This window comes from Adhaeribacter terreus, assembly GCF_042657365.1.
Taxonomy (GTDB): Bacteria; Bacteroidota; Bacteroidia; order Cytophagales; family Hymenobacteraceae; genus Adhaeribacter_A; species Adhaeribacter_A terreus.
The window spans coordinates 347,780-363,217 of record NZ_JBHSKT010000001.1; the positions used below are offsets into that span (position 1 = coordinate 347,780).

The 15,438-nt window shown below is 45.8% G+C and carries 15 protein-coding genes; 6 read left to right on the top strand and 9 right to left on the bottom strand.

The window, feature by feature from the left end; all coding sequences use genetic code 11:
* Positions 1-29: 29 nt before the first annotated feature.
* The 3 genes from ACFPIB_RS01545 to ACFPIB_RS01555 form a co-directional block, all read right to left on the bottom strand.
* On the bottom strand, positions 30-1,013 hold the full coding sequence (locus ACFPIB_RS01545) for an ABC transporter ATP-binding protein (RefSeq protein WP_378015655.1): 984 nt from the start codon (positions 1,011-1,013) through the stop codon (positions 30-32).
* 102 nt (positions 1,014-1,115) lie between these two features.
* Positions 1,116-1,493, bottom strand: a complete 378-nt coding sequence (locus tag ACFPIB_RS01550) for a VOC family protein (RefSeq protein WP_378015656.1) — start codon at positions 1,491-1,493, stop codon at positions 1,116-1,118.
* 20 nt (positions 1,494-1,513) lie between these two features.
* Complete coding sequence (locus tag ACFPIB_RS01555; protein ID WP_378015657.1) at positions 1,514-1,963, bottom strand: SRPBCC family protein; 450 nt, start codon at positions 1,961-1,963, stop codon at positions 1,514-1,516.
* Positions 1,964-2,385: 422 nt separating this feature from the next.
* Here ACFPIB_RS01555 and ACFPIB_RS01560 point away from each other — a divergent pair, with 422 nt between their 5' ends.
* Positions 2,386-4,677, top strand: a complete 2,292-nt coding sequence (locus tag ACFPIB_RS01560; protein ID WP_378015658.1) for a gliding motility-associated C-terminal domain-containing protein — start codon at positions 2,386-2,388, stop codon at positions 4,675-4,677.
* A gap of 207 nt (positions 4,678-4,884) precedes the next feature.
* On the opposite strand, the gene ACFPIB_RS01565 is transcribed toward ACFPIB_RS01560, so the two are convergent.
* The 3 genes from ACFPIB_RS01565 to ACFPIB_RS01575 all read right to left on the bottom strand — a co-directional run bounded on the left by ACFPIB_RS01565 (position 4,885) and on the right by ACFPIB_RS01575 (position 6,524).
* Positions 4,885-5,469, bottom strand: coding sequence for a hypothetical protein (locus ACFPIB_RS01565; RefSeq protein WP_378015659.1), 585 nt, complete (start codon positions 5,467-5,469; stop codon positions 4,885-4,887).
* Positions 5,470-5,531: 62 nt separating this feature from the next.
* On the bottom strand, positions 5,532-5,732 hold the full coding sequence (locus tag ACFPIB_RS01570; RefSeq protein WP_378015660.1) for a hypothetical protein: 201 nt from the start codon (positions 5,730-5,732) through the stop codon (positions 5,532-5,534).
* A 183-nt stretch (positions 5,733-5,915) separates the two neighbouring features.
* Positions 5,916-6,524: an alpha-ketoglutarate-dependent dioxygenase AlkB family protein gene (locus ACFPIB_RS01575; RefSeq protein ID WP_378015661.1), complete on the bottom strand. Its 609-nt coding sequence runs from the start codon at positions 6,522-6,524 to the stop codon at positions 5,916-5,918.
* Between the two features lie 292 nt (positions 6,525-6,816).
* Between ACFPIB_RS01575 and ACFPIB_RS01580 the strand changes: the two genes are divergently transcribed.
* Positions 6,817-7,155, top strand: a complete 339-nt coding sequence (locus tag ACFPIB_RS01580) for a PadR family transcriptional regulator (protein WP_378015926.1) — start codon at positions 6,817-6,819, stop codon at positions 7,153-7,155.
* Positions 7,156-8,319, top strand: coding sequence for a hypothetical protein (locus ACFPIB_RS01585; RefSeq protein ID WP_378015662.1), 1,164 nt, complete (start codon positions 7,156-7,158; stop codon positions 8,317-8,319).
* 81 nt (positions 8,320-8,400) lie between these two features.
* Here ACFPIB_RS01585 and ACFPIB_RS01590 read toward each other — a convergent pair whose 3' ends face one another.
* Both ACFPIB_RS01590 and ACFPIB_RS01595 read right to left on the bottom strand, forming a co-directional pair.
* Positions 8,401-8,877 (bottom strand): DinB family protein, encoded by a 477-nt coding sequence (locus ACFPIB_RS01590; protein WP_378015663.1) that lies wholly within the window; start codon positions 8,875-8,877, stop codon positions 8,401-8,403.
* 311 nt (positions 8,878-9,188) lie between these two features.
* Positions 9,189-10,610 (bottom strand): SLC13 family permease, encoded by a 1,422-nt coding sequence (locus tag ACFPIB_RS01595; RefSeq protein ID WP_378015664.1) that lies wholly within the window; start codon positions 10,608-10,610, stop codon positions 9,189-9,191.
* Between the two features lie 232 nt (positions 10,611-10,842).
* On the opposite strand from ACFPIB_RS01595, the gene ACFPIB_RS01600 reads away from it, so the two are divergent.
* The 3 genes from ACFPIB_RS01600 to ACFPIB_RS01610 are packed head-to-tail and all read left to right on the top strand — an operon-like array spanning position 10,843 to position 14,554.
* The gene (locus tag ACFPIB_RS01600; RefSeq protein WP_378015665.1) at positions 10,843-11,298 is read left to right on the top strand and encodes a MarR family winged helix-turn-helix transcriptional regulator; all 456 of its coding nucleotides are present in this window, start codon (positions 10,843-10,845) and stop codon (positions 11,296-11,298) included.
* Between the two features lie 8 nt (positions 11,299-11,306).
* On the top strand, positions 11,307-13,934 hold the full coding sequence (ppsA, locus tag ACFPIB_RS01605) for a phosphoenolpyruvate synthase (protein WP_378015666.1): 2,628 nt from the start codon (positions 11,307-11,309) through the stop codon (positions 13,932-13,934).
* On the top strand, positions 13,931-14,554 hold the full coding sequence (locus tag ACFPIB_RS01610) for a class I SAM-dependent methyltransferase (RefSeq protein WP_378015667.1): 624 nt from the start codon (positions 13,931-13,933) through the stop codon (positions 14,552-14,554). The genes ppsA and ACFPIB_RS01610 overlap by 4 nt, the downstream gene beginning before the upstream one ends.
* A 98-nt stretch (positions 14,555-14,652) precedes the next feature.
* Here the strand turns inward: ACFPIB_RS01610 and ACFPIB_RS01615 are convergent, their stop codons facing one another.
* A complete protein-coding gene (locus tag ACFPIB_RS01615; RefSeq protein ID WP_378015668.1) occupies positions 14,653-15,231 on the bottom strand; it encodes a HutD/Ves family protein in 579 nt (192 codons plus the stop codon).
* Positions 15,232-15,438: the final 207 nt, after the last annotated feature.

Below are 15,438 nucleotides of genomic sequence, written 5' to 3' on the forward strand. Positions count from 1 at the left end.
AAAATACGCACTTAAAAATAAACGGCGGTTTACACGTACCAAACGTCTTCGGCCGCAACCGTAACGCAAACCTTATCGCCTTTTTTGCCCTGAAACCCTACCGTTTTTACAATCACCGAAACGCCGGAAAGCTGCACTTCCACTTCGGAATAACTACCAAAGAACTGCACACTTTTTACCGTGCCTGCAATACCGTTTTCAGCAGATTTTCTGATCTTTAAATATTCCGGCCTGATCAGCAGACTTTTTTCGTTTAAGGCAATGCGCAACATGGCTTCAAAACCAAATGCTTCAGCCGGCGGAATTAAATTATAACTCCCGAAGAGCCCTGCAGTATAAGCGTTAACCGGCCGGCGATAGATCTCCTGCGGTGTGCCGCGCTGCACAATTTGCCCGTTCTCCAGCACCAGTATTTCATCGGCCCACGAAAGCGTATCCAGCGGGTCGTGCGAAACCAGCAAGCTTGTAATTTTGAGCTGTTCGCTAATATCGCGCAAAACGGTTTTTAGCAGTTTTTTATGACCGTTATCCAGGTTCGAAAAAGGTTCGTCGAGCAGCAGTAATTTGGGAGCGCCAAGCAGGAGTTTTGCCAGCGCAATGCGTTGCCGTTCCCCGCCCGAAAGTTCGCTGGTTTTACGTTTCAGCAAGTGCTGTATCCGACAGATTTCATACAGGTTTTCAGCTTCTTCGTCGGCAAAAGTGTTCGCGTATTTCATCACCTGTTCTACCCGCAAAAACTGCGGCAATTCAAAGTGCTGGCTTAAATACGCAATACCCGGCTGCCCCGGCACTAAAACTTCCTGCGGCCCGCGTACACGTTTGCCTTCAAAAAAAACTTCGCCCGAACTGGGTTGCACCAAGCCAGCAATAATTTGCAGCAGCGTACTTTTTCCAGAACCCGTTTCGCCGGCCAGCACCAGTTTTTGTAATTCCTGCTGCGTAAAGCTTATGTCCTGCAAAACGGTATGGTTTCGCTCCTGAAAACTGATATTCCGAACTTCTAATAAAGGCATTTTTCTGGAGTTTTATGTTTACTTCCGGACTTTGTAAATTCGTCTGTTTACTGTGGTTTTTAATTTGCAGTTCAGACCAATGCGAACAGGTAAAACGTAATTTCAGGCTTGATAAAGCTGAATTAAATTGCCGCAGGTATCTTCAAAAAGCGCCTGCGTACCAGTTCCGGTTTTTACGGGTTTCTGCCGGAAGTTTACGCCGTTGGCTTTCAGTTTTTCAAATTCCGCATGTATATCTGCCACACCAAAAACAATGGCGGGAATTCCGGCGGCAAACAAACCTTGCTGATAGTTTTTTGCCAGTTTGCTGTCGGCAGGTTCCAGCAAAAGTCCGGTGCCGTTTGGTTCTTCCGGCGATGCCACAATAGCCAGGTTTTGTTCCGGCACATACAACTTTTCTACGAAACCCAGCACTTCTGTATAGAACTTAAATGCGGTTTTCGGGTCGTGTACAAATACGCTGGTTAAGGCAATTTTCATGGGTTTTTTTATTAAAATGCCTACCGTTTCGTTTCCGGTTCTGCTTCCAGAAATTCCTTTAAAGAAATGCCGCTAATATGATTCCAGCCTTCCACAAAATTCGCTTTGGCAAAAGCCGGTTCACTTGCCGGAAAGGTTTCCAGGCCAGCGTGCGTCAGTTTTAAACGGGTTTTTTCGCCTTCCGGAAACAGCTCGAACGTTACAAAAGAATTACCCGCATAGCCGTTGTAGCGCCAGCTGTAGGTTAGTTTTTTCTCCGGAATTGCTTCGGTTACTTCGCACAAATGCAGAAAAGTCTGGGTTTCGGTGCCGCCTTCAAACTGAAATTTAAAACCCGGTTCCGGCTTAAAGTCTTCCAGGTCGAAGTACCATTTTTTCATCTGGATATTATCGGTAAGCGCCTGCCACACTTTTTCTGCGGGAGTATTATAGGTTTGTTCAATGATAATCGGTTCGTTGGCTTGCATCATTTTCTGAAAATAAATTTAAAGGATACCGGATTCCTGCAAATGTAGCGGAGGCGGTTGGTTTACCAAATTTTACACGCATTATTTCACCCGCACAACGCTGGAAACGGTAGGGTTTTGTCTCCTGAAACTGCCGCCACCAGATTCGGTTCGTAAAATTTCTGGCAGACCAAAGCAACCTTTCGGCATTTGTTTGCGACCTGTTATTAGAAAGCCTTTCCAAATGGCGCGCAACCGAACAAGTAATGCATGGCTTCCCCATAATTTGTGCGCTTCCATAAAAAACCTTCGCTGCGGTATTGCAAGGCCAGTAATGCCCGTATGTTAAGCGTTTCATTCTGAAATATTCATGTAGCCAAATTTTGAAACAGCCACCTGTTTTGGAGGAATGCTATTGCCTTTTTTTTAACCTAACAAAAGAAACAATGAAAACTAAAATAAAAATGATGGCCTTATTAGTAGCATGCGTGCTCTTCGGGCTTTCTACCAACGTTTTTGCCACTCACTTTCAGGGCGGCGACCTGACCTACGTTTGCATTTCGCCGGATATGTACATGGTTACGGCCAAAGTTTACCGCGATTGTACCGGCGCCGCTGCTTATACTTATAACGATCTCAAAGTCTGGTCGCCGGGTTGCAATACCGGTCGGGTTATCCCCATGACCATGCAGGGCGGGCTCGTAACCGGTTCACCGTATTGTCAAGCGGTCGGTAATCCTTGCTCCACTACCGGAAGGCCAAATTACCAGGAAGTTACATTTAATGCGCTGGTAGTATTAACTGCCGACGAAATAGCCTGTAACGACATTATTTTCAGTACCCGGAACAGCGCCCGCAACACCAACGAAAACATTGTAGGCCAGGATTATATTTATACCGAAGCCTTTGTAAAGTTGCGGCCGTCAGTTAATTCGCAGGTGCAGTTTTATAATTCATCGCCGCAATTCAGTGGCAACAATATTCCTATTCCAATTGTGTGTTTCGGACAGCAAACCCGCTTCAGCCTCAATGCCAACGAAAAGGACGGCGATTCTTTGTCTTATGAATTAATTGCCGCACAATCGAATTACAATACGCCAATTGCCTATAAACCGAATCCGATGATGCTCAATCCCAACACGCCTATTAACAATCCTAATCCGAAAAGCCCATATTCCAATCCCTTACGGCCGCAGGTAGCGCTGGTGCAAGGCATAATGCCGCCTGATTTCACACCAACTTTCCCTATGCCTTCTGTAACGGTTAACTGGAACGGACCTGCTACCGTGCCCATGCAAGATCCTCTTTCTCCCACTGGAACAACCATGGTTTGGGCAGCAACGCCTTCCTTCAACCTGAACCCGTTGAGCGGCGAGCTGATTTTTACGCCTTCGGCTTATTACCCAGGCACCAACCCGAATCTGGGCCGCAACAAATACGTGGTGGTGGTGCAGATCAACGAATTCAGAAAAGTGAACGGTGCCATGATTAAAGTGGGCCACGTGAGGCGCGATATTCTGTTCATTGTAGAAGATTGCTCAGGTAACCAGACTACACAACCTGATATTCCAACGCCGGCGCCGATTTTCAATACCACCATAAAAAGCGACACCATTATTGACGTGCAAACCTGTAATTCTACCCCGCTCCGTTTCCTTTTCTCCGACCCAAACCCCGGCGATAAACTTACGGTAACCTTCGATACAACGGTGGTAGACAGAATGCCAAACAGCTATCTGAAGATCCGGAATAATGGTACTACAATGGTAGAAGCCCTGCTTTACATTACCCCGGAAGCTCAGCACGTAGGCCGCGATTATTACCTGCCGGTAACCATTACCGACGATCATTGCCCGATAAAAGGAACCGCTACCTACATTTACCGCATTCACGTGGTGAAAAATAACTTTGCCGAGCCGGAAGGCGGACAGAAGCAACGCACCATTTGCCTCGGCGACCGGGCTGATCTGAAAGTGAAATTGCTGCGCCCGGATTCCCTATTAATTCCGCCGGCTATTAAGCTCCATAAAGCTAATTATACCTACCAATGGACTTTAGATGCAGCTTCCGATCCGGCAAATGCAGGGCTAGATGCTAATGCCAGCACACAGAAAGACATTGCCGTAAAACCAACTGCTCCGGGAAACTACCGCTATCACCTCCGCATTACCAGCCCGGTTTCCGGTTGCTCCGATACCATTTCATTTGCAGTAAAAGTGCTTGCCTTGCCGCAAATTCAGGATATAAAAGTGAAATATGCCGAAGGCCTGGAGGAAATTATGTTTGGACGTTCGGCGCCGCTGCAAGTGCTCTCGAATATTACAAATGCTGCAGATTATACATATTCCTGGTCGCCGGGCACCGGCTTATCAGATTCTACAGCCATGAACCCTATCGCTTCTCCGCTGAAAACCACAACTTACAAGCTTACCGTTTCTTCCAAAGAAGGCAATTGTAAAGCCGAGCGCGAAGTAACCGTGAAAGTCGGGGAGCTCTTCCTGCCAAACATCATTACGCCAAATAACGACGGCAGCAACGATGCGTTCATTTACAAAGGTATTCAACCAAACACCTCGCTCAAGATCTATAACCGCTGGGGTGTACTTTTAAAAGCTTACGACAACTACGATAACAGCTTTAAAGGCGAAGGCATCAGCGATGGTACGTATTACTACATCGTGAAAGAACCGAACGGCGGAAAATCGTACAAAGGCTGGTTCGAGATCGTGCGCGATTGATCAGTTTTTTGCCAGAATTCTTCTCAAAAACACACTGCTGGTTTCTGACCGGTAGTGTGTTTTTTTATTAAAAACGGTATCGTTTTGCGCCTGAAAAGTAAGGATGCAATTATTGTGAAATGTTACATTTAGTGAGGTTCAGAAAAGGAACTGTATTAATAAAAACGCTATGGTTTTAGCCCCGAAAACTGCTTCACGCCAAATTTTCTAACTGAAAAACGGCGCTAAATTTTCATCCATTTTCTGGCGGCCAACCCGGAAATCAATTGCCTGCCGCCGCGTTTCATTAAAATAATAAGTGAGTTTGATCAGCAAACCATATTCATCGCTGATCTCAAAACCCGTTATCAGAAAACCCGCTTTTAGTTTGGGAATAATTATCGTGTTGTTAGTAGCCTGATGATAACTGATCACCCGTTGAAAACCTGCTTCTTGCAGCAAATTCAGCACTTTGGGCAGCATGGCTTTGTAAATTCCTTGCTGCTGGTGCGCCGGAAAAATGCCGGTATTCGACATCGAAAAACTGTCTTTGTCTTTTTGTTCGCCTTTAAACCACCCGATTTTTTCTTCCCCTTTTTTCAGGTAAAAGCATAAACGGTAACTATTATCCAGATTTGAGCCGAGTTTTTCAAGCTGCTCATTTTCCATTTTCGATAACGCTTGCTGGTACGAAAAAGTAGAAGTTGCGCTGAAAACCTTCGGGCTGTTTGCCATAAAAAATGCGTCAAAAGCTGGTTTATCGGTAGCCGCTTCCAGGTAATAATCATCGAAAAGCGCTATGGTTTCAGGCATAAAAACTCACTTAAAATTGCTGAAGAAGAAGGTTCTGGAAAGAATTAAAGGTAGCAATATTATTACAGTTTAAGCCGCTTTTTCACCCAATGCCCTTTCCAGAGCCACAAACCCGAAAGAATTACCACCGGCAAAAAAACGAACCGGGTGGCAAAAGCCGCTCTCGGAATTTCCGCCACCGGACCATAAATATAACCCAGGATCGGAATGCTCAGCAGTAAATGAATCCAGCGGATGAGTTTGCGTTCGGTAGAAGCTTTCATGGCGTTTCATTTTAAATTTCAGCCAAATTGATAAAAAGCTCCGTTTCAGGAAAATGCTCTGCCAATAATTCCGGTTAAAACTACGATTCCGGCGGTGAAAAACCGTATGGTTTCAGGCATAAAAACTGCCTTGCCGCAAATTACCCGATCGCTGATTCAAACCATTCCCGCTAAAAAATACAGCTAACCCATTATAGTCCGGAAAGTAAGGTTAATTCTGGGTTTGGAAATTTTTTTGGTAGGCGGGAGGCGGTGCAGCCAGTTGGTTTGCGTTTCATCTTTCATCACCAGCAAACTACCGTGCTCCAACACCAGCGAAATCACTTCCTTGGTCTGTTTATGCTTAAAAGCAAATTTCCGTTCCGCCCCAAAACTCAAGGATGCAATAGCGCCGTTCTTAGCCAACGCCTTTTCATCGTCCGAGTGCCACGCCATGCTTTCTCCGCCGGTATGGTACAAATTCAGCAGGCACGAATTGAACGTAGCACCGGTTTTACTTTCCACCAGCGCTTTCAGTTCCAGCAATTCCGGCGTCCAGGGCAAAGCCTGTTTTGTGGTGTTCGAGTACGTATAAGAAAAGCCGCTGTCGCCGTACCAGGCCACTTTCCGTTTGGTTATAAAATGCTTCCCGAAAATATTCGCCTCGTCGTTTTTCCAAGCAATACTGTGCAGCAGCGCCTCATAAAACCGGTTCGCTTCCGGCAACGGCATAATTTTACCAAAATAATTTACCGTTCCGCCCTCGGGCAATAAGTTCGTGTTTTCGTCAGTATAATTACCAAACAGGTCCATTTTCAGAATTTTAAATGTAGGGCGTGTCCCTTTGGGCCGGGCTATTCGCTGCAATTCCTCGCTGCGCTGCGGGCTTTCCGCTGCTATCCCTCACGCACTTTCAGCCAACGTTTTTTGCCAAAAATAACAGGTTTCCTCTTAATAAAAACGGTAGGGTTTAAGGCATAAAAAGTCGCGCATTCGTTTTCTTTTCAACCATTTTCCATTTCCCCGAAAACTTTTTCAATACCTTTAAGTATAATGCATAAGAAAATTATGTATCTTAACGTTCAGATTACAAACCTTAAAAATGATCTATTCCTCCGAACTCATAAAAGGCACGCTCAAAACCATCGTCCTGAAATTGCTGGAAGACAACAAGCGCATGTACGGCTACGAAATAACCCAGAAAGTGAAAGAACTGACCTCCGAAAAAATTCAGATCACCGAAGGCGCTTTGTACCCCACTTTGCACGCGTTGGAAGACGCCGGCCTGGTACGCACGGAAACCGAATACATTGGCAAGCGCGTGCGCAAATACTACAGCCTGAGCGCCGAAGGCAAAACCAAAGCCAAAGAAAAAGTAAGCGAGCTGGCCGATTTTATGGAAACCATGAAATTTCTGTTAGACCTCAAACCGCAGGGAATTTAAATGTATTGCCTCAGTGAAAAACAAATAGATTTCATTCTCCACGACATCCGGGCCCGCGGCGTGGAAATGGAAACTTTGCAGCACGATCTGCTTGATCACGTCTGCTGCATCATTGAGCAAAACCTCGAAGCAAACGGCAACTTCGAGGACTTTTATTTCGCCACCATCCAGACTTTTTACAAGCAGGAATTAAAGGAAATAGAAGAAGAAACGCTGTTTTTATTAACCAACAAAAATTATTACGCCATGAAAAAGATCATGCTTACCAGCGGCGCTTTTTCCGCCATTGTTCTCAGTTTCGGCATCGTGTTCAAGTTCATGCACTGGCCCGGCGCCGGCGTGCTCATCGTTTCCGGAATCGCACTTTTTAGCCTGCTTTTCCTACCGTTATTGTTCACCCTCAAACTAAAGGAAAAAGAACAGGCACAAAGTCAGTTTATTTTAGCCGCCGGCACGCTCAGCGCCATTTTATTTAGTTTGAGCACCCTCTTTAAACTCATGCACTGGCCGCTGGCAAATGTGCTGGGTTTAACCGCCATTGGTATTATGTTGCTGTTGTTTTTGCCGGTTTATTTTTTCACCGGAATCCGCAACGCCGAAACCAAAATGAATTCTATTGTAACCTCCATTTTAATTGTAGCCGGCTCCGGATTGCTCATGTCTTTGGTGCGTTCTCCGGGCAGTTCCACCAAAATAAATGAACTGAATACCCGGTATTTTCTCCGCAACGAACAGATCCTGCAAAATGAACAAAAGCAAGTAGCCAACCTGCTGAAACTAAAACCTGTAAATTCAGAAACTGTAGCCGAAAGCCAGAAAATAAACGCGATGTGCGAAGAACTGAAAGCCTATATTTTAGAAAGAGAAACCGGCCGTAAAATACTTCCCGCCGAGCTGAATAAGGAGCAAGATCTGCTGACCGACGGCTGGGTGCGCGATTATTTTAAAGATGATCTGCCGGCTGCAAAAAAACTGCAAACCCTGAAAGCACTGGCCGAAAAATACAACAAAATGCATGCTGCAACTACCAGTTTTCAGCCCATTCCGGTAGAGGCCAGCGTGTTAGATAAAAGCGAAGAACGGGTAACGGGTGCCTTAAACGGTTTCATCCAGATCCAGATGCTCGTACTGCAAAACCAGCGCGAAATGCTGGCGGCTGAATAGCTGAAAACGGTATCCTTTTAAGCAAAAAAACTCCGCACAAATTAAAGCTGCGGAGTTTTTTTTTGAAGAAAATCAAGTGACTTAAGCTAAGACTTTACTCTTTATCACGCGTTTCAGCGCTGTAATATAACCCAAATGCAAGCCCTCGTGGAAAGGAATAAAAGAGATCGCTTCGTCTATATTTTTAATATCTACACCATAGCGGGTAGTCCAGGGCGTGTAGTTGGTAAATAGGTTTTGCTGGTAATCTGCTTCAAGTTGGTCTAAGGTAGAGAACAGAAGTGCTTTTATTGCCTCAACTTCTTCAGCGCTCACGTTTCGCTCAGGTTTACTTTCGGGTTTGTAAGCCTTGAAATATGCTTCATCAATAACAGGCATTTTTAAGCCCGCCCGAAAATAACAAACACCCTGCTGCGCCGCCGTTAAGTGAGCCACATTCCAGATAATGTTGTTGTTAAAACCGGCCGGAATTTCGTTCAGTTCTTCTACGGTCAGGCCTTCGAGCAGTGCGAGTAAAGCCGTACGGGTTTTGCGAATGGTTTCTAATTGCGGATGCATGATTCGGTGTTTTTTGTGAAATCTGAATGGAATAAACCACCGAAAGTTAGAAGGAAATTTCCCAAAAGCAAACTTCCAATAGCTGTCTCCCGACTGCCTTTTTTAGTTCATTTCTTGGAGCTTGAAAAGTAGAATAAAATCAAATCTCAAAATTCATTGCTGGCTGCTTTAGCTGACGGAAAAGCAAGATGTTTTCGAATGGCTTTAGCCAAAATTTTCTGCAAGAGATTTAAGCTTAAACCAATGTAATCGTCAGCTAGAGCAGCCGGCAATGGAATAGATATTTTGAAAAAAAGAATTGTTTCAATCCTTTACCACAACCCGAAATAACTCAGCAGCCAGAAATACCCATACGTCAGAAAAAGCGTGCAAACGCCAAGGAAAATTCCGGTCGTAGCAAAGTCGGAAGTAGTAACCTCGCCGGTGGCGTAAGCTATAGCATTGGGTGGCGTGCTGATGGGCAAAGCCATGCTGCTGCTTGCCATAACCGCCAGCCCGATCGCCATAAATTTCATATTCACATCCGGTAAAAGCTGCGCCAGGGAAATAGCCATTGGAATAAACAGAATAGCCGTAGTCGTGTTCGACATGAACGTTCCCAGCAACATGGTAAGGGCAAAGGTAATCAGCACGATCCAGTTACTTTCCAGCGGAAGCATGCCGGCAATTACTTTATCCAGCCCGGTCAGGCTCATGCCTTGGCCCAACGCCAGACCACCGGCAATCACAAACAGAATATTCCATTCCAGGCTGTTAAATTCCTTCGCATTCAGAAAGCCCGTAGCCGTAAACATGATAACCGGAAACAACGCCACAACCGCCGCCGGCACGCCATGAGTGCTATCGGTAAGCCAAAGCAGCACGGTAATGGTAAAAACCAGCATCACAAAATAGCCACTTTTCGGGAACGGTTTTATTTCTATGGGCGGTAATTGCAAGGGCATGGCCGGCCGGTATCTATACCAGATCAGGAAATACGTGAGCAGAAAAAGCGCCAGTACCAGCGGCGTCATGATCACCATCCAGGTCAGAAAATCTACCCGCACACCTTCCTGGGCCAGCAAACCAATGGCAATGGCATTGGGCGGCGAACTGATGGGCGTCATAAGGCCGCCAATGCCCGCCGCAAACGGAATTCCCAGGGTAAGTGCTTTCCGGAAAGGATTGCCCACCGGCACCGAACCCAGGAACGTACCGGTAAGCGTGATCATCATGGCGGTAGTAGCGGTATTGCTGATCCACATCCCAAAAACCATGGTAGAAACCATTACCCCCAGCAAAACCCTTCCCGCCGAAAACCCGAAAACCCGTAGCACCAGACTCGAAACATACTGGTCTACGTTTACTTTTACGCCCACTTTTGCCAGAATAAAACCACCCAGAAAAAGCACAATAATGGGGTCGGAAATAGGAGCAAGGAAGTTCCGGTACGGAATAGGTTCGTTGCCTGGAATCTGCAGCATCGCCCAATTGCCCGGGTTACCCAGAAACAGGATCTGGGCCCCTATTATAAGCAAAGAAGTTGCAAAAAGCGGAATGGTTTCGGAAGCCCAAAGCAAAGCCGCCGCCACCAGAATACCCAACATATACGCCACCGGTTCGCCCAAAGCCGGAGCACTTTGCTGCGCAATTAAAACCGCTACAAAAATTATAAATGCAAACTGCAGAAACCGCCCCAAAGCCGAAGCCCGGAAATCTAAAAATCGTTGCCTGAACGTTTGTAATGCGCGCATGAATTTTTGAAAGGCAGTTGGTTCGCAGATGTAAAATAAAGCTTTCCGGAAACAAATACACATCCAACACTTTTGCCTTCCTGTTCCGGCTCATTTTTACGCCTGCTGCCTTCCTGGGTTCATTCCCTGAAATTAGAAAGTAAAACGGTAGGTTTTTGAAGGAAAAAACTATAAGATACTTTAAAAAAATAATTATCTTTGTTGCTAAGATAATTAATAGCTAAGATATAAAATGGACGAAGCACTGATCAATGGGTTTAGAAAACTGAGTCAGCAATACGCCTACACTTCCATTCAAATGCATGAAGCTGTAGCCCGCAAAGCAGGACTTTCGGGAACTGACCATAAGTATTTAGGTTTCCTGCTCCAGAAAGGGCAAATGACCGCCGGCGAACTTGCCAATTTAACTGGCCTGACCACCGGTGCCGTTACCGGTTTAATAGACAGATTCGAAAAGAAAGGTTTGGTTAAACGCAAGTTTGCAGAAAACGACCGGCGCAAGATCATAATCGAGCCCGACACCGCAACCATCATGGCCCTTTTAGAACCGCTTTATAAAGAATATCGGAAAAAGTCGGAAGAACTAACGGTTTCATTTTCAGACGAGCAGATCAGGGTTACAGAAACCTACTTCATAAAAGCCATTGAAATCATGCAGGAAACAACCCAAAAACTGAACAATAAATAATCGTTAATATGAAGCATATGAGTTCGTTCGTTTCAGGTTTTCAGGATTTAGACAGAACAAAAACCAGGCTGGCAGGTGGCAAAGGCGCAAACCTGGGTGAACTGCTCCGGATCAGAGAGATCCGGGTGCCGGCTGGCTTCTGCATTTCTACCGAAGCTTTTAAAAAGATCATTTCGAAAACGCGATCAGTTAACGAATTACTTGATAAGTTATCGTTGCTGAAAACGGAAGATCGGGCAGAAATTACTGCTCTTAGTGCCGAGCTCCGCGGGGCAATTGAACAGGCACCAATTCCACACGAAATGCAGGAAGAAGTGGTGCAGCAACTGCAACAGCTCGGAGAAAAAAATGCCTTTGCTATACGTTCAAGCGCAACCGCAGAAGACCTGCCAACCGCATCCTTTGCCGGCCAGCAGGATACCTATCTGAACATTATCGGAGAAGCAGAAATTCTGAAACATATCAGCAAATGCTGGGCATCGTTGTTTACCGAGCGGGCTGTGATCTACCGGCTTCAGCATAGTTTCGATCATCGGAAAGTGCAGATGGGGGTGGTTGTTCAGCAAATGGTTCTTCCGCAGGCCGCCGGCATTATGTTTACCGCCGATCCTGTAACTTCTAACCGGAAAATTGTATCGATTGATGCCAGCTTTGGTCTTGGTGAAGCGCTGGTTGCCGGAATTGTAAATGCCGATAACTATAAGGTCCGAAATGAAGAAATTATCACCAGGGAAATATCCACTAAGAAACGGGCTATTCATGCCTTAAAAAATGGCGGAATACAGGAACTCCCGATCGAAATTCAGCAACAAAACGAACAGGTACTGACGGATGCGCAGATCTTACAACTAGCGCGTTTAGGTCGAAAGATCAAACAACATTTCGGAAGCCCGCAGGACATTGAATGGTGCCTGGCCGATGATGATTTTTACATCGTTCAGAGCCGGCCGATCACAACATTATTTCCCATTCCGGAAGCGCAGGATCAGGAAAAGCACGTGTATGTTTCCGTAGGTCACCAGCAAATGATGACCGACGCCATGAAACCGCTGGGACTTTCCGTTTGGCAATTAACGGCGCTTCGCCCTATGCAAACGGCCGGAGGAAGATTGTTCGTCGATTTTACACCTTTGCTGGCCGCAACGGCCACCAGGGAAAAAATTATGGCTACGTTGGAGCAATCGGAACCCCTGATAAAAGATGCACTTCAGACTATTCTGGAGCGGGAAGGTTTTATAAAAACGGTATCGTTTGAGGCAGAAAAACCCGGGGCCGGAAAACGTACCAGCCTCATATCTGCCGCGGGCTTCCGTAACCAGATAGAAAATGATCCGGAAATTGTGGCGGCGTTAATCAAACGTAGCTGCATAGAACTGGAAGCATTAAAACAAGCCATTCAACAGAAATCTGGTGCAGAACTATTCGACTTTATTCTGGAAGATCTGCAGCAGCTTAAAAAGTTTTTAGCCGACCCGCAAAGCATCGCTGCGATCATGGCTTTTATGGATGCTTCCGCCTGGCTCAACGAAAAGATGTTTGAATGGCTGGGGGAAAAAAACGTTGCCGATACGCTTTCCCAATCGGTAGACAATAACGTTACATCGGAAATGGGGCTGGCACTGCTCGATGTCGCCGATGCCATTCGCCCGTATCCGGAAGTTATTGCGTGGCTGCAACAGGTTAAAGATGATAATTTTTTAAATGAACTGGCAACGCTGAAAGGTGGGCCGGAAGTGAAAGCCGCCATCCGGAATTTCCTGGACAAATACGGCATGCGCTGCGCCGGAGAAATTGACATTACCAGAACCCGCTGGCGCGAAAAACCAACTACACTTCTACCGATCATTTTGAGCAACATCCGGAACTTTGAGCCGGGCGCCGGAAAGCGGAAATTTGAGAAAGGAAAACAGGAAGCTTTGGAAAAAGAACGGGAAATATTGACGCGTTTAAAACAACTTCCGGAAAGTGAACAAAAGGCTGCGGAAACAAAGCAAATGATCGACCTGATCCGGAATTTTGCCGGCTACCGCGAATACCCGAAATACGTTTGGGTTAGCCATTATTTTGTTTACAAACAGGCGTTGCTGCAGGAAGCCGAAAAGCTCGTACAAGCCAATGTGTTTCAGGAAAAAGAAGATTGTTTCTATCTCACTTTCGAAGAATTTCAGGAAGTTGTAAAAAGCAAGAATCTGGATTACGAGCTAATTCGCCAACGAAAAGAAACTCACAACCATTATGAAAAACTAACCCTGCCGCGCGTGATCACTTCCGAGGGCGAAATAATTGCGGGTACGTACAAACGGGAAGATCTTCCGGCCAGCGCTTTAGCGGGATTGGCAGTTTCTGCGGGTGTAATAGAAGGGCGCGCACGCGTTATTTTAAACATGGCCGAAGCCGATCTGGAAGAAGGCGACATTTTAGTTACCACGTTCACAGATCCCAGCTGGACCCCTCTTTTCGTTTCCATAAAAGGCCTGGTTACCGAAGTTGGCGGACTGATGACCCACGGCGCCGTAATTGCGCGGGAATATGGCTTGCCGGCTGTAGTAGGAGTAGAAAATGCCACCAGCCTGATAAAAGACGGGCAACGCATTCGGATAAACGGAACGGATGGATTTATAGAAATTATGGCATGAAAAACGAAAACGAAACGCCTGAATTCTGGGAAAAAACTTTTGTGCAGAAGCAGGAAATGTGGGGCTTCGAACCATCGAATTCTGCGGTACTGGCCAGGGATTTTTTCGTGCAGCAGGGAGTTGAAAATATGCTTATTCCCGGCATTGGCTACGGCAAGAATGCCGCAATATTCAGAGCAGCCGGAATTAAAGTAACGGGAATCGAGATCTCAAAAACCGCGATCGAAATGGCCGGAAAACGCTATGGGAATGACCTGAAAATCTACTATGGTTCTGTAACCGAAATGCCCTTCGATGAAGAACAATATGATGGTATTTTTTGCTATGCTTTAATTCACCTGTTAAGCAGTAACGAACGGAAAAAGCTGATCCAGGATTGCTATAACCAACTTTCCCTGAATGGCTACATGATCTTTACCGTTATTTCCAAAACAGCGCCCACCTACGGCCAGGGCAAATTTATCAGCAAAGATCGTTATGAAATATTCGAAGGCGTTAACATGTTTTTCTACGACGAAGAATCGGTCAAAGCAGAGTTTGGTAAAGCCGGCCTGATCGAGATCATCAACATTACCGAAAATTTCCCCTTCTTTTTTATCAAGTGCAGAAAGGGTGCGTAACTGCTGCTTTGCATTGCTGCAATTGCCGGTGAATTTCTGTTGCAGGTATTTCCCCGGTAACAGAAATTCATTGGTAAAAGTATCACCAATACGAGTTTTTAAAGCGCCTGATGCTGATCCAGCATTACCTCAATTTCCACCAGATCACAGCGTTCCTGTGCCTGAATAGTAACCTTCGTACCGTTTCCGATCCTGATTAGGTCTCCGGGTTTTGCAGTATTTCCATTGCTCAAAATAGCCGTTCCCGTAGCGAAAAAAAGGAAGTAATACGTAGTTTTTCCCGTAAATTCCATACCGTTTCCAGCTTCGATCCGGTGATGCGTTAACGAACCCGTTGCACCCGCTTTCAGCATCAGGTTAAAGTCGGTTACTTTGCCTTTGCTGCGCGTGCTCCATTCTCCGGAAAATGTATCCTGATCGAAAGGTTTCAGGTGTTTGGTATAACGTCCTTCGTGGATCAGCTCCAGCTCGCCTTTCAGGATCATAAGGTGCCGGGTAATCCCTTCGAAAAACGTAAAAGCAGATTCTTCCGTTTCTACCGTTGCCGTGCTGATCCGGAACAGAAAATTACGGTCTGCAAAACTGCCGTTGGAAGGATGGATAAAAATTTCGGTGCTGGTACCGCTGGCCCAGTTAATGGTAGTTCTGCTATCGGAAGTAAATTGCTGGATGCTCATGCAGGAATAATTTATGGCTCAAAGATATACTTCCGGATCGTAAATAGCTGTCTGATTGCTGCGGAAAATGGTAGGGTTTTGAGAGGGAAAAGTCAGCGAACGAGGGAATTGGGACGCTTTATTTAAGAACTATATTTTTAAGTTTTTCGGTTTGCAGCATCTCTTGGAATTTGGCAAACAACTTTTCGTTGTTCAAACTTAAAACTC

Coding starts and splice junctions, on each gene's coding strand:
- ACFPIB_RS01545 (WP_378015655.1), bottom strand. CDS start 1,013: ATGCCTTTATTAGAAGTTCGGAATATCAGTTTTCAGGAGCGAAACCAT.
- ACFPIB_RS01550 (WP_378015656.1), bottom strand. CDS start 1,493: ATGAAAATTGCCTTAACCAGCGTATTTGTACACGACCCGAAAACCGCA.
- ACFPIB_RS01555 (WP_378015657.1), bottom strand. CDS start 1,963: ATGATGCAAGCCAACGAACCGATTATCATTGAACAAACCTATAATACT.
- ACFPIB_RS01560 (WP_378015658.1), top strand. CDS start 2,386: ATGAAAACTAAAATAAAAATGATGGCCTTATTAGTAGCATGCGTGCTC.
- ACFPIB_RS01565 (WP_378015659.1), bottom strand. CDS start 5,469: ATGCCTGAAACCATAGCGCTTTTCGATGATTATTACCTGGAAGCGGCT.
- ACFPIB_RS01570 (WP_378015660.1), bottom strand. CDS start 5,732: ATGAAAGCTTCTACCGAACGCAAACTCATCCGCTGGATTCATTTACTG.
- ACFPIB_RS01575 (WP_378015661.1), bottom strand. CDS start 6,524: ATGGACCTGTTTGGTAATTATACTGACGAAAACACGAACTTATTGCCC.
- ACFPIB_RS01585 (WP_378015662.1), top strand. CDS start 7,156: ATGTATTGCCTCAGTGAAAAACAAATAGATTTCATTCTCCACGACATC.
- ACFPIB_RS01590 (WP_378015663.1), bottom strand. CDS start 8,877: ATGCATCCGCAATTAGAAACCATTCGCAAAACCCGTACGGCTTTACTC.
- ACFPIB_RS01595 (WP_378015664.1), bottom strand. CDS start 10,610: ATGCGCGCATTACAAACGTTCAGGCAACGATTTTTAGATTTCCGGGCT.
- ACFPIB_RS01600 (WP_378015665.1), top strand. CDS start 10,843: ATGGACGAAGCACTGATCAATGGGTTTAGAAAACTGAGTCAGCAATAC.
- ppsA (WP_378015666.1), top strand. CDS start 11,307: ATGAAGCATATGAGTTCGTTCGTTTCAGGTTTTCAGGATTTAGACAGA.
- ACFPIB_RS01610 (WP_378015667.1), top strand. CDS start 13,931: ATGAAAAACGAAAACGAAACGCCTGAATTCTGGGAAAAAACTTTTGTG.
- ACFPIB_RS01615 (WP_378015668.1), bottom strand. CDS start 15,231: ATGAGCATCCAGCAATTTACTTCCGATAGCAGAACTACCATTAACTGG.